Source organism: Haemophilus haemolyticus, assembly GCF_001008275.1.
Taxonomy (GTDB): Bacteria; Pseudomonadota; Gammaproteobacteria; order Enterobacterales; family Pasteurellaceae; genus Haemophilus; species Haemophilus haemolyticus_P.
In genome coordinates this window covers 1-12,988 of record NZ_LCTH01000048.1, presented here as the reverse complement: position 1 = coordinate 12,988, position 12,988 = coordinate 1, and the positions used below count along the sequence as shown (strand labels likewise).

Annotated in this window: 12 protein-coding genes and 1 pseudogene; 10 read left to right on the top strand and 3 right to left on the bottom strand. The window is 38.3% G+C overall.

What is annotated here, in order from left to right:
- Positions 1-169 precede the first annotated feature (169 nt).
- Genes AAX15_RS07055 through rnd form a run of 5 tightly spaced genes read left to right on the top strand, consistent with a single transcriptional unit; the run spans position 170 to position 6,320 of the window.
- Positions 170-2,092, top strand: coding sequence for an ATP-dependent DNA helicase (locus tag AAX15_RS07055; RefSeq protein ID WP_046939759.1), 1,923 nt, complete (start codon positions 170-172; stop codon positions 2,090-2,092).
- 12 nt (positions 2,093-2,104) lie between these two features.
- Positions 2,105-2,815, top strand: coding sequence for a tRNA (adenosine(37)-N6)-threonylcarbamoyltransferase complex dimerization subunit type 1 TsaB (gene tsaB / locus AAX15_RS07050; RefSeq protein ID WP_046939757.1), 711 nt, complete (start codon positions 2,105-2,107; stop codon positions 2,813-2,815).
- Positions 2,816-2,839: 24 nt separating this feature from the next.
- Positions 2,840-3,391 carry a Slp family lipoprotein gene (locus AAX15_RS07045; RefSeq protein WP_046939755.1) on the top strand — a complete coding sequence of 184 codons (552 nt, stop codon included), beginning with the start codon at positions 2,840-2,842 and terminating at the stop codon, positions 3,389-3,391.
- Between the two features lie 42 nt (positions 3,392-3,433).
- A complete protein-coding gene (gene fadD / locus AAX15_RS07040; protein ID WP_046939753.1) occupies positions 3,434-5,122 on the top strand; it encodes a long-chain-fatty-acid--CoA ligase FadD in 1,689 nt (562 codons plus the stop codon).
- Between the two features lie 55 nt (positions 5,123-5,177).
- The gene (rnd, locus tag AAX15_RS07035) at positions 5,178-6,320 is read left to right on the top strand and encodes a ribonuclease D (protein ID WP_046939752.1); all 1,143 of its coding nucleotides are present in this window, start codon (positions 5,178-5,180) and stop codon (positions 6,318-6,320) included.
- Between the two features lie 49 nt (positions 6,321-6,369).
- Here rnd and ychF read toward each other — a convergent pair whose 3' ends face one another.
- Positions 6,370-7,461, bottom strand: coding sequence for a redox-regulated ATPase YchF (gene ychF, locus AAX15_RS07030; protein WP_046939751.1), 1,092 nt, complete (start codon positions 7,459-7,461; stop codon positions 6,370-6,372).
- 47 nt (positions 7,462-7,508) lie between these two features.
- On the bottom strand, positions 7,509-8,093 hold the full coding sequence (gene pth / locus AAX15_RS07025; protein WP_046939749.1) for an aminoacyl-tRNA hydrolase: 585 nt from the start codon (positions 8,091-8,093) through the stop codon (positions 7,509-7,511).
- Positions 8,094-8,270: 177 nt separating this feature from the next.
- Between pth and AAX15_RS07020 the strand changes: the two genes are divergently transcribed.
- The 5 genes from AAX15_RS07020 to cpdA all read left to right on the top strand — a co-directional run bounded on the left by AAX15_RS07020 (position 8,271) and on the right by cpdA (position 12,779).
- Entirely contained in the window at positions 8,271-8,579 is a 309-nt protein-coding gene (locus AAX15_RS07020) for an RnfH family protein (RefSeq protein WP_046939747.1), read from the top strand.
- A gap of 2 nt (positions 8,580-8,581) precedes the next feature.
- On the top strand, positions 8,582-9,796 hold the full coding sequence (locus tag AAX15_RS07015; RefSeq protein ID WP_046939746.1) for a ribosomal protein uL16 3-hydroxylase: 1,215 nt from the start codon (positions 8,582-8,584) through the stop codon (positions 9,794-9,796).
- 1 nt (position 9,797) lies between these two features.
- Positions 9,798-11,117, top strand: coding sequence for an exodeoxyribonuclease VII large subunit (gene xseA / locus AAX15_RS07010; protein WP_046939744.1), 1,320 nt, complete (start codon positions 9,798-9,800; stop codon positions 11,115-11,117).
- Positions 11,118-11,312: 195 nt separating this feature from the next.
- On the top strand, positions 11,313-11,945 hold the full coding sequence (gene nudF, locus AAX15_RS07005) for an ADP-ribose diphosphatase (RefSeq protein WP_046939743.1): 633 nt from the start codon (positions 11,313-11,315) through the stop codon (positions 11,943-11,945).
- A gap of 9 nt (positions 11,946-11,954) precedes the next feature.
- Entirely contained in the window at positions 11,955-12,779 is an 825-nt protein-coding gene (cpdA, locus tag AAX15_RS07000; RefSeq protein WP_046939741.1) for a 3',5'-cyclic-AMP phosphodiesterase, read from the top strand.
- Positions 12,780-12,869: 90 nt separating this feature from the next.
- Here cpdA and AAX15_RS09550 read toward each other — a convergent pair.
- Positions 12,870-12,988 (bottom strand): annotated as a pseudogene (locus AAX15_RS09550) (phosphoribosylformylglycinamidine cyclo-ligase); the annotation flags it as partial.

Sequence of the window (12,988 nt, the reverse complement as noted above, 5' to 3'; positions counted from 1 at the left end):
ACTGAATGTATAACCCCGAGCTGAATGGCTTGGGGTTTTTGTTCTTTTAGAATTTACTCATTATTTAATCAAATAAGAGTCTAATTTTAGTTTTAATAAAACAACTATCTTCATATACGATTTTTTATAAGTTTGTTAAACTAATAAAAATTTATATTTTTCTAATTTAATGAATTATCAAGATCGCATTTCTAATATTTTCTCTGTTAATGGCGAATTAAGTCAAAGTATCAAAGGTTTTAGACCTCGAACTGAGCAGATTGAAATGGCACATGCTGTTGGCGAGTCAATCCAAAATAAATCTTCCCTTATCATTGAAGCTGGAACGGGTACAGGAAAGACCTTTGCATATCTGGCTCCTGCTTTAGTATTTGGTAAAAAAACAATTATTTCTACAGGATCTAAAAACCTTCAAGATCAGCTTTTTAATCGAGATCTTCCTGCTATTAAAAAAGCCCTTAATTTCACGGGAAAAATTGCGTTGCTAAAAGGTCGAGCAAACTATCTTTGTTTAGAGCGTTTAGATCAAGTGATTGCTCAAGGTGTGCTTGGAGATAAGTTTGTTTTAGCCGAATTAAATAAAGTACGTACATGGAACAATAGTACTAAAACAGGCGATTTCACAGAATGTATTGAGCTTGCGGAGGATAGCCTTATTATTCCACAACTGACTAGTACGGCGGAAAGCTGTTTAGGAGCAGATTGTCCTAATTATTCAGAATGTTATGTAGCAAGTGCGCGTAAAAAAGCATTAAATTCTGATTTGGTTGTAGTTAATCATCACTTATTTTTTGCAGATATGGCCGTGAAAGAAAGTGGTTTTGGCGAACTCATTCCGAATGCAGAAGTGATTATTTTTGACGAAGCTCATCAGTTACCAGATATTGCCAGTCAATATTTTGGTCAATCTTTAACATCACGTCAGCTTTTTGATTTGTGTAAGGATATTAATATTGTTTATCGCACAGAACTTAAAGATATGCAGCAGCTTGGCACAACATCTGATACCTTACTGAAGGTTGTACAAGATTTTCGTTTATTACTGGGTAATGGGAGTAATGTTAGAGGAAATTGGCGTGAGCTTTACACGCAAAGTGCGGTGAAAAAATCCTTTGAATTATTACAGGAGAAAATAGATTTTTTAGCTGAGGTAATTAAATTAGGGCTTGGTCGTTCCCAAACTTTAGATAGTATTTTTGAGCGTGTTGAATCCATTAAAATTCAGCTTAAGCGTTTATCAGAAACAAATATTGTGGGTTATTGTTATTGGTATGAAGGAAATGGTCGCCTGTTTGGTTTACATATTACACCATTGACGGTAGCCGATAAATTTGGTGATCAGCTCGAAGCTAAAGAAGCGGCTTGGATATTCACATCCGCGACATTAGAAGTGGGGGGGACTTTTAATCATTTCTGCCAACGTTTAGGCATTGAAGATGCTACACAAAAAATTTTACCGAGCCCCTTTAATTATCCTGAACAATCTTTGCTTTGTGTGCCTCGATATTTGCCGAATACCAATCAAGCGAATACATTAAATTCACTAGGCGAAATGTTATTACCTGTGATTGAAGCAAATAAGGGGCGTTGCTTTGTTCTTTGTACGTCTTATTCAATGATGCGCGGCTTAGCAGAATATTTCCGTGAAAAAAGTAACCTTTCGATTTTATTACAAGGCGAAACTTCAAAAGGCAAATTACTCGAGCAATTTATAAAAGAAACGCATAGTGTTTTGGTGGCAACCTCTAGCTTTTGGGAAGGTGTAGATGTGCGCGGCGATGCACTTTCTTTAGTGATTATTGATAAACTTCCTTTTACTGCGCCAGATGAGCCCTTGTTGAAGGCCCGTATTGAGGATTGTCGTTTGCAAGGTGGAGATCCATTCAATGACATTCAAATTCCTGAAGCGGTGATTACGTTGAAGCAAGGCGTTGGACGTTTAATTCGCGATGTTACAGATCGTGGCGTTGTGATTATTTGTGATAATCGATTAGTAATGCGCAATTATGGTGAAACATTTTTGAAAAGTTTACCTAACTCAAGTCGTACCCGTGATCTCAACAAAGTGATACAATTCTTACAAAATAAATAAACGAGAATAATAATGCAAAATTTAACTTTATTGGCGCTAGATACTTCAACGGAAGCTTGTTCTGTCGCTTTATTGTATCGTGGTGAGAAAACACATATTAATGAACTTGCTCAACGCACTCACACCAAACGAATTTTACCCATGATTGATGAAATTTTGGCAAATTCGGGGGTAGGTTTAAATCAAGTTGATTCGCTTGCCTTTGGGCGTGGTCCGGGTAGTTTTACAGGCGTTCGTGTTGGTGCTGGGATTGCACAAGGTTTAGCGTTTGGTGCGGATTTGTCTGTCATTCCTATTTCAAATTTAACCGCAATGGCACAGGCGGCATTTGAATTACATCAAGCAGAAAATGTCGTTGCAGCGATTGATGCGAGAATGAACGAAGTTTATTTTTCTCAATTAGTGAGAGAAAAAGTGCGGTCTGATTTTGGGGAATTTTTTCAATGGGGAGAAATCATAACTGAACAAGTTTGTTCGCCAGAACAAGCAATTAAACAGCTTCGAGATGATAATGCATTTAGAGTCGGGACTGGTTGGGCAGCGTATTCTCAATTTACTGAAAAAAATCTAACAAGCTCAGATATAGCGTTGCCTAATGCATTATATATGCTGGAGCTCGCACGAATAGAATACTTGCAAAAACGCACAATTTCAGCTTTAGAGATTGAACCGATTTATTTGCGAAACGAGGTTACTTGGAAAAAATTACCAGGACGTGAATAAGTTTAAATAACAGGAGGATAGAAAATGAAAGGCAAAATCACCTTATTTTTTACCGCACTTTGCTTGGGATTGGCAGGCTGTATGGCACCGCCGAAAGGGTTAGAAGAAGAGCGGTTCTCTATTAATTCCTATCGTGAGATTTCACCTCAATATTTAACCTGTCATTGTAAAACTGTTCGGCTTGGAGGGAAAATTGTTCAGGCGACTGTTTTACCAAATCGAACAAAAATTGAAGTGTTAAGTTTACCGGTATCATCAATTTCAGGTAAACCATTCGTTGAATTTCAATCAGATGGCCGATTCATCGTGTATTTCAACGGCTTTGTGGACCCTGAAAATTTAAAAGAACGTTACATTACTGTGGGTGGGAGATTAGTTGGAACAGAGAAAGGTAAGATCGAACAAGCTGATTATACTTATCCTGTTATTCAACCTGATAAATACCGTATTTGGACACTCAGTACTACTTATGAGTATCCAACAGATGATTGGGATGAAGATGATGATTGGGGATTTTTTAGATGGAGACATCGCCCTTGGTATGTCCAGCCTGAAATTCGCTATTATTTGAATTAAATGATAAAATCTTAAAGATTTTCCAACAAATTAGGATAAAAAATGGAAAAAATTTGGTTTCAAAATTATCCAGAAGGTTCTGAAAAATTTCTGGATACCTCAAAATATGAATCTATTTTGGATATGTTCGACAAAGCTGTGCGCGAACATCCAGATCGCCCCGCTTACATTAATATGGGGCAAGTACTTACTTTTCGTAAATTAGAAGAGCGCAGTCGTGCATTTGCCGCGTATTTGCAAAATGAATTTAAACTTCAGCGTGGTGATCGCGTGGCATTAATGATGCCAAATCTATTGCAATATCCCATCGCACTTTTTGGTATTTTACGGGCTGGCTTAATTGCAGTAAATGTGAATCCTCTTTATACACCGAGAGAATTAGAGCACCAGTTGCAAGATAGTGGTGCGATAGCGATTGTCGTGGTATCAAATTTTGCTTCTACCTTGGAAAAAGTCGTTTTCAATACGAATGTCAAACACGTTATTCTTACCCGAATGGGCGATCAACTTTCATTTGGTAAACGTACTTTAGTCAATTTTGTCGTGAAATATGTGAAAAAACTCGTGCCAAAATATAAATTACCGCACGCAGTGACATTTCGCGAAGTATTGAGTATTGGTAAATATCGACAATATGTTCGTCCTGAGATGGAACGAGAAGATCTAGCCTTTTTACAATACACTGGTGGCACAACAGGTGTTGCGAAAGGTGCAATGCTAACGCACGGAAATATTATAACCAATGTATTCCAAGCAAAATGGATTGCAGAGCCATTTATTGGCGATCATTCTCGCACTCGCTCAGCTATTTTAGCTTTGCCTCTTTATCACGTATTTGCCTTAACGGTAAACTGCTTATTATTTTTAGAGTTAGGTGTAACGGCCATCTTAATCACCAATCCGAGAGATATTGAGGGATTTGTGAAAGAGTTGAAAAAATACCGTTTTGAAGCAATCACTGGTGTGAATACCTTATTTAATGCCTTGTTAAATAATGAAAACTTCAAGGAAGTTGATTTTTCTGCGTTGAAACTTTCTGTGGGTGGTGGTATGGCTATTCAACAGTCTGTAGCAACACGTTGGCATGAATTGACGGGCTGTAACATCATTGAAGGCTATGGAATGACGGAATGTTCGCCATTAATCGCCGCTTGTCCGATTAATGTTGTGAAACATAATGGCACTATTGGTGTGCCAGTGCCAAATACTGATATAAAAATCATTAAAGATGATGGTTCAGATGCAAAAATTGGCGAACCGGGTGAATTATGGGTGAAAGGTGACCAAGTCATGCGAGGTTATTGGCAACGACCAGAAGCAACTAGCGAAGTTTTAAAAGATGGTTGGATGGCAACTGGCGATATTGTCATTATGGATGAATCATATAGCTTACGCATCGTTGATCGTAAAAAAGATATGATTTTGGTTTCTGGCTTTAATGTCTATCCAAATGAAATTGAAGATGTTGTTATGCTTAATTACAAAGTTGCCGAGGCTGTGGCAATTGGTGTTCCTCATGAAGTTTCTGGTGAAACGATTAAAGTATTTGTGGTGAAAAAGGATGATAGTTTAACCCGAGATGAACTTCGAAACCATTGTCGCCAATATCTCACAGGCTATAAAGTACCAAAAGAAATTGAGTTCCGAGACGAACTGCCAAAAACCAATGTAGGTAAAATTTTACGTCGGGTTTTACGCGATGAAGAGATCGCAAAACGTTCAAAACATTAATGTCAAAATGGGATAGCAATATCCCATTTTTGTTCTTTTTAAATAAAAAATCACTATGATAAAAGAATGTCAAAATCCACCGCACTTTACGGTTATTACGGATAATACTGCGCTATTGGAAATTTGCAATTTGGCTCAGCAGCAAAGTGCGGTTGCCCTAGATACAGAATTTATGCGTGTTTCCACTTATTTTCCCAAGTTGGGATTAATCCAGCTTTATGATAGCGAGCGCGTCTCTTTAATTGATCCTTTAGCGATTACAGATTTTTCGCCTTTTGTTGCATTGTTATCCAATCCTAAGGTATTAAAAATCTTACATTCTTGTAGTGAAGATTTATTGGTTTTCTTACAAAAATTTGATCAGCTTCCACGCCCAATGATTGATACGCAAATTATGGCGCGCTTTCTTGGGCTTGGCACATCAGCAGGATTGGCAAAATTAGCACAACAATACTTAAATGTAGAAATTGATAAAGGCGCAACACGGACGAATTGGATCAAACGCCCACTTTCTGATATTCAACTTCAATATGCAGCTGGTGATGTTTGGTATTTGTTGCCGCTTTATCGTATTCTTGAAAAAGAGTTAGCGAAAACCCTTTGGGAGCAAGCAGTAAGAGATGATTGCGAACTTGCTCTTTCTAAAACGCATATATTACAGGAACGAGATTCAGAAAAAGCTTATTTGGATATTCCAAATGCTTGGAAATTAAATCCATTAGAATTGTCTCGTTTAAGAATTTTGGCGCAGTGGCGACAAAATGTCGGAATAGAGCGTGATTTAGCACTTTCTTATATTGTGAAATCAGATAATCTTTGGAAAGTGGCAAAGAATAATCCACGTAATACATCTGAAATGTTAGAAATGGGATTAACTGAAAATGAAGTACGTGTACGTGGTAAAAAGATTTTGCAATTACTTGCTCAAGCTAGACGTGTTTCTTCTAATGACTATCCAAAACCTATTGAACGTATTTCTGAGGATCCTCGTTATAAAAAAACAATTCGATTGTTACGAGAAAAAGTGAATAGCTTAACACCAGAAGGTTTAACCCCTGAAATCGTTGCAAGTAAACGTACTTTGGAAGAATTGATTAAATGGGTTTGGAAATATGATTGTTCTCAAGATAAACTCCCAGAGTTGCTGATTGGATGGCGAAAACCTATTGGTGAAAAGTTAGTTCATGTCATTAAGTAAATATAACAAATAACCGCACTTAAAAAGTGCGGTTATTTTTTGTATGTTTTTATACATTGAATCGGAAATGCATTACATCGCCATCTTGTACGATGTAATCTTTGCCTTCTAAACGCCATTTACCTGCTTCTTTTGCACCATTTTCACCGTTGAATTGGATAAAGTCTTCATAAGCGATAACTTCTGCTCGGATAAATCCTTTTTCAAAGTCGGTGTGGATTACTGCTGCTGCTTTTGGTGCGGTTGCGCCTACTGAAACTGTCCAAGCTCGTACTTCTTTTACGCCAGCAGTGAAATAAGTTTGAAGATTTAAAAGTGCGTAACCCGCACGAATTACGCGGTTCAATCCCGGTTCTTCAATGCCTAAATCTTGTAAAAATTCGACTTTTTCTTCATCATCAAGTTCTGCAATTTCAGATTCAATCGCTGCACATACTGGAACAACCACTGCCCCTTCTTTTTCGGCAATTTCACGAACGCGATCTAAATATGGGTTATTTTCAAAACCATCTTCATTTACGTTTGCGATGTACATTGTTGGTTTTAAAGTTAAGAAGTTGTAACTCTTGATTGCTTGCAATTCTTCTTTGTCTAATCCAACAGAGCGAATCATCCCCGCATTTTCAAGTACAGGAAGAATTTTTTCCATAACGGAAAGTTCAAATTTAGCCTCTTTGTCACCACCTTTGGCACGTTTTTGCAAACGTTGGATCGCGCGTTCGCAGCTGTCTAAGTCTGCTAAGGCTAATTCGGTATTTATGGTATCAATGTCATCTTGTGGGTCAATTTTCCCAGCAACGTGCACGATATCGTCATTTTCAAAGCAACGAACGACGTGGCCGATCGCATCGGTTTCACGAATATTAGCGAGGAATTTGTTACCTAAGCCTTCGCCTTTACTTGCTCCTGCAACTAAGCCTGCGATGTCCACGAATTCCATCGTGGTGGGTAATATGCGTTCAGGTTTAACGATTTCTGCCAATGCATCTAAACGAGGATCTGGCATTGGTACTACACCGGTATTTGGTTCGATAGTACAGAATGGATAGTTTGCGGCTTCAATACCAGCTTTAGTGAGCGCGTTAAAAAGAGTAGATTTGCCTACATTTGGCAATCCCACAATACCACATTTGAATCCCATAATTTTTCCTTATTTTGAGTAAAACGGTTGTAAAACTAACCGCACTTTTAAATTTTGAAACTGTTTAAACGGTTGGTCGCTTTGACCATTCCATCTTTGAAAATAATTTCTACACAGTCAGTTGCTTCATCTAACACTTTTTCAAGTGCATCACGATCTGCCGGTGAGGGCTTATTTAAGACGTAACCCGCCACTAAATCACGATGGCCAGGATGACCAATGCCAATACGTAAACGATAGAAATTATTGTTATTGCCTAGTTGCGCCACAATATCTTTTAAGCCATTATGTCCACCGTGCCCACCACCTTGTTTGAGTTTAGCTGTGCCGGGTGGTAAATCTAATTCATCATGAATCACTAAAATTTCTTCAGGTTTAATACGATAAAAACTTGCCAATGCCCCAACCGCTTTGCCGCTTAAATTCATAAAAGTTGTCGGTACTAAAAGGCGAACTTCTTTTCCGTTCACTAAAGTGCGGGCTGTTTTCCCGAAGAATTTACTTTCTGGATTTAGCGAAACGTTAAAACGACGTGCCAAGCGTTCAATAAGCCATTCGCCCGCATTGTGGCGTGTATCGGTATATTTATCGCCAGGATTTCCTAAACCAACAATGAGTTTTATTTCTGACATTTTTATTTGATGATGTAAAAAATAGTGGCGTATTGTAGCGAAAAAGCCTTAAATTCTCAATCTATAACGCTAAAACAAGAGGCTATAATTGAGAGACTTTATTGCTCGTGATTTATCATTAAAGGTCACCGCACTTTTCCGTTATAATGGTTAAAATTTTTTAATAAAGAAGTAAAAATGAATCAGATTAACATTGAAATCGCTTATGCTTTGCCCGAACGTTATTATTTGAAATCTTTTCAAGTTGATGAAGGCATTACCGTGCAGACTGCGATTACGCAATCAGGGATTTTAAGCCAATTTCCAGAGATTGATTTGAGCACAAATAAAATTGGGGTTTTCAGTCGTCCAATAAAATTGACGGATGTATTAAAAGAGGGCGATCGTATTGAAATTTACCGTCCATTACTTGCTGATCCGAAAGAAATTCGCCGTAAACGTGCAGCAGAGCAAGCTGCAGCCAAAGATAAAGAAAAAGGAGCTTAAAAATGACCGCACTTTCATCTGTTGATTTTTGTTTACCTGAACATATCACGCCAGAAATTTTTCTACGTGATTATTGGCAGAAAAAGCCACTTGTGATTCGTAACGGTTTGCCTGAAATTGTTGGGCAGTTTGAGCCACAAGATATTATTGAACTTGCACAAAATGAAGATGTGACAGCTCGTTTAGTAAAGACATTTTCTGATAATGATTGGAAAGTTTTTTTTAGTCCTTTAAGCGACAAAGATTTTCAAAAATTACCAGAAAAATGGTCGGTGTTAGTTCAAAATTTAGAGCAATGGTCGCCTGAATTAGGACAACTTTGGAACAAATTTGGCTTTATTCCTCAGTGGCAACGTGACGACATTATGGTGTCTTACGCGCCGAAAGGTGGCTCTGTTGGTAAACATTATGATGAGTATGATGTATTCCTGGTGCAAGGATATGGTCATCGTCGTTGGCAATTAGGTAAATGGTGTGATCCAAGTACCGAATTTAAACCAAATCAACCGATCCGAATTTTTGATGATATGGGCGAATTGGTGATTGATGAAGTGATGAATCCGGGCGATATTCTCTATATTCCAGCCCGTATGGCACATTATGGTGTGGCTGAAGATGATTGTTTAACCTTTTCTTTTGGCTTGCGTTATCCAAATTTAAGCAATTTGATTGATGGGATAAGCAAAGGTTTTTGTCATCAAGATCCTGATTTGAATTTAAGCGAATTTGATTTACCGCTACGTTTAAGTCAGTCTGTACAACGTACAGGTAAACTTGCGGATGAAAATATTCAAGCGATGAAACAGCTTTTATTGGATAAATTGGCTCATTCAGAAGCTTTTGATGCGTTGTTTAAGCAAGCCGTAGCAAGTGCGGTGAGTTCTCGTCGTTACGAGTTATTAGTCTCTGATGAAATGAGCGATCCTGATGAAGTGCGGTCAATTTTAGAAGAGGATGGGGCATTCCTTTCTCAAGACAACAATTGTAAATTGCTTTATACCGAAAATCCTCTGCAAATTTATGCTAATGGCGAGTGGTTAGATGAGCTTAATGTTATTGAGACCGAAGTGTTGAAGCGCTTATCTGATGGTGAAAATTTGGATTGGGCCTTTTTATCAAATTTAGTGAATGAAACCGAAGATCCTGAAACCTCAATGGATTTACTGTTGGATTCCATTTGTAACTGGGTTGATGATGGTTGGGCGTTAATTGAATAACATGTCAGACAATATTTATTCCGTATCTCAACTGAATTCTGCCGCGCGTCAGATGCTTGAGGACAATTTTTCCCAAATTTGGTTAACGGGTGAAATTTCCAATTTTACACAACCCGTGTCTGGGCATTGGTATTTAACGCTGAAAGATGAAAATGCACAGGTGCGTTGTGCAATGTTTCGCATGAAGAATTTGCGCATTGCTTTTCGTCCGCAAAATGGGATGCAAGTGCTTGTGCGTGCCAATGTGAGTTTATATGAGCCTCGCGGTGATTATCAGCTTATTATTGATTCTATGCACCCAGCTGGCGAGGGCTTGTTGCAACAGCAATTTGAAGCGTTAAAAATGAAGTTGGCTGCGGAAGGATTGTTTTCTCAAAATCTTAAGAAAAATCTACCGCACTTTAGTAAAGCAGTTGGGATTATTACTTCTTCTACAGGTGCGGCATTGCAAGATATTTTGCATATCTTGGCACGCCGTGATCCAAGTTTAAAAGTCGTCATTTATCCCTCTGCAGTACAAGGCAAAGAGGCGACCGCAGAAATTGTGAAAATGATTGAACTTGCCAATCTGCGAAAAGAAGTGGATGTATTAATTGTGGGCCGTGGTGGAGGTTCATTAGAAGATCTTTGGTGTTTTAATGAAGAAGACGTGGCACGAGCGATTTTTCGTTCAACCTTACCCATTATCAGTGCGGTGGGGCATGAAACAGATGTGACGATTGCCGATTTTGTTGCAGATCTTCGTGCGCCGACTCCTTCTGCTGCGGCTGAGTTAGTTAGTCGTAATCAAGATGAATTATTGCAACAACTTCGCCATCAACAGCAACGTTTAGATATGGCATTTGATCGTTTATTTACGCGAAAAAGCCAGCGTTTGAAACAGATAATTTTACGATTACACAATCAACATCCACAGAATCAGTTACGCGCTCAACAAGCGAAAAATGAACAGCTTACGCATCGCTTACAACTTGCTATGTTGCGTCAGTTTGAAAATACACAACAAAAATTCACCGCACTTTCCTCTCGTTTGAAACAAAATCCATTGCCATATCGAGTGCAACGTCATCAACAACGCTTAGAGCAGTTGCAAGTGCGGTTAAATTTTTGCGTAAATCGCCAAGTGTCGGAACGTCAAAATAAACTGGCAATGTTATGTGGAAAATTGGATGGTTTAAGTCCGTTGAAGGTATTGGCAAGAGGTTATTCCATTGCAGAGAACTCGCAAGGTAAAGCCATTGTTAGCGTGAAAGATGTAAAGCAAGGGGACTTCATTACAACTCAAGTGGCTGATGGAAAAATTGTGAGTAAAGTTTTGTAGGATGCTTATTTTGTAAAAATGGAGTGAAATACTGTTTCACTTACTTCTAAAAAGAATGCTGTGATTGTTGAATAAATAATCATGGCATTTTGTTTTTTTGTGACTCACTTCAAACTTTCAACAAAAAGTGGAAACCTTCTATTTTTTTTATAGTCTTTTAAGCGTATGATTTTGCGCGCAGTTTTGGAGAAAAAGATGTCAGAAATTCAATGCTTTAGCCAACAAGATATAGAAATATTGGGTGAACAAACTTTGTATGAAGGTTTTTTCACACTCAAACGAATTCAATTTAAACATAAGCTTTTTGCTGGTGGTGAAAGCGGTGTGGTAACGCGTGAATTACTTATTAAAGGTGCGGCCTCTGCCGTCATCGCTTATGATCCAAAAGAAGATTCGGTGATTTTAGTTGAACAAGTTCGTATTGGCGCAGCTTATCATCCTGAATCTAATCGTTCGCCTTGGTTACTCGAATTAATTGCAGGTATGGTGGAAAAAGGTGAAAAGCCGGAAGAGGTTGCTTTGCGTGAGAGTGAAGAAGAAGCGGGAATTCAAGTAAGAAATTTAACGCATTGCTTAAGTGTGTGGGATAGCCCAGGTGGAACTGTAGAGAGAATTCATTTATTTGCCGGTGAGGTTGATAGTTCACAAGCAAAAGGTATTCACGGTTTGGCTGAAGAAAATGAAGACATTCGAGTACACGTAGTAAAACGTGAACAGGCGTATCAATGGATGTGCGAGGGGAAAATTGATAATGGCATTGCAGTGATTGGATTGCAGTGGCTTCAATTAAATTATGCTCAGTTACAACAAAGTTGGAAATGTAGTTAGGGAGCATTAATGAAAAATACGTTTGTTTATCAGGCGGAAAAGCCTGTTATTAAGTTATTACAAATTACGGATCCCCATTTATTTAAAGATGAAAACGCAGAATTATTGGGGGTAAATACACAAGCAAGTTTTGCTCAAGTATTAAAGGAAATTCAGCAAGAAAATCATGAGTTTGATGTGATTCTTGCAACAGGTGATCTTGTGCAGGATAGTAGTGATGAAGGTTACACTCGTTTTGTAGAAATGATGAAACCTTTCAATAAACCTGTGTTTTGGATTCCTGGAAATCACGATTTTCAGCCTAAAATGGCAGAATTCTTAAATCAGTCGCCAATGGATGGGGCAAAACATCTTCTACTAGGCGAGCATTGGCAAGCTTTATTGTTGGATAGCCAAGTTTATGGTGTACCACACGGACAACTAAGCCAGCATCAACTCGATTTATTAAAAGAAACCTTAGAAAAAAATCCAGAACGCTATACGTTGGTTGTATTACACCATCATTTATTACCAACTAATTCCGCATGGCTTGATCAACATAACCTTCGTAATTCTCATGAATTGGCAGAAGTGCTTGCGCCATTCACCAATGTGAAAGCTATTTTATATGGGCATATTCATCAAGAAGTAAACAGTGAATGGAATGGTTATCAAGTGATGGCAACGCCAGCGACTTGTATTCAATTTAAACCTGATTGCCAGTATTTTTCTCTTGATACGTTACAGCCTGGTTGGCGTGAAATTGAGCTACATTCAGACGGTTCAATTCGTACGGAAGTAAAGCGCATTCAGCAAGCGGAATTTTTGCCGAATATGCAAGAAGAAGGGTATTAATCAAACTAAAGTGCGGTGAAAATTCACCGCACTTTTTTCCAGTTAGAAATGGTATGCATCAGTAAATGTGTACCATTTTTTATGATTTTATTATGCAATCACAACTTGTTCTGCATCGTCTTCAGCATGTTCAATATGCCCGATTAACCATGCATTCTCACCCGCTTGTTTTAAGATCGCTAATGCGGTCTCGACTTGTTCCTGAGGAA

Excerpts from the sequence above, each read along its gene's own strand:
- AAX15_RS07045 (WP_046939755.1), top strand. The coding sequence starts at position 2,840 with ATGAAAGGCAAAATCACCTTATTTTTTACCGCACTTTGCTTGGGATTG.
- rnd (WP_046939752.1), top strand. The coding sequence starts at position 5,178 with ATGATAAAAGAATGTCAAAATCCACCGCACTTTACGGTTATTACGGAT.
- AAX15_RS07055 (WP_046939759.1), top strand. The coding sequence starts at position 170 with ATGAATTATCAAGATCGCATTTCTAATATTTTCTCTGTTAATGGCGAA.
- cpdA (WP_046939741.1), top strand. The coding sequence starts at position 11,955 with ATGAAAAATACGTTTGTTTATCAGGCGGAAAAGCCTGTTATTAAGTTA.
- fadD (WP_046939753.1), top strand. The coding sequence starts at position 3,434 with ATGGAAAAAATTTGGTTTCAAAATTATCCAGAAGGTTCTGAAAAATTT.
- xseA (WP_046939744.1), top strand. The coding sequence starts at position 9,798 with ATGTCAGACAATATTTATTCCGTATCTCAACTGAATTCTGCCGCGCGT.
- tsaB (WP_046939757.1), top strand. The coding sequence starts at position 2,105 with ATGCAAAATTTAACTTTATTGGCGCTAGATACTTCAACGGAAGCTTGT.
- pth (WP_046939749.1), bottom strand. The coding sequence starts at position 8,093 with ATGTCAGAAATAAAACTCATTGTTGGTTTAGGAAATCCTGGCGATAAA.
- nudF (WP_046939743.1), top strand. The coding sequence starts at position 11,313 with ATGTCAGAAATTCAATGCTTTAGCCAACAAGATATAGAAATATTGGGT.
- AAX15_RS07015 (WP_046939746.1), top strand. The coding sequence starts at position 8,582 with ATGACCGCACTTTCATCTGTTGATTTTTGTTTACCTGAACATATCACG.
- ychF (WP_046939751.1), bottom strand. The coding sequence starts at position 7,461 with ATGGGATTCAAATGTGGTATTGTGGGATTGCCAAATGTAGGCAAATCT.
- AAX15_RS07020 (WP_046939747.1), top strand. The coding sequence starts at position 8,271 with ATGAATCAGATTAACATTGAAATCGCTTATGCTTTGCCCGAACGTTAT.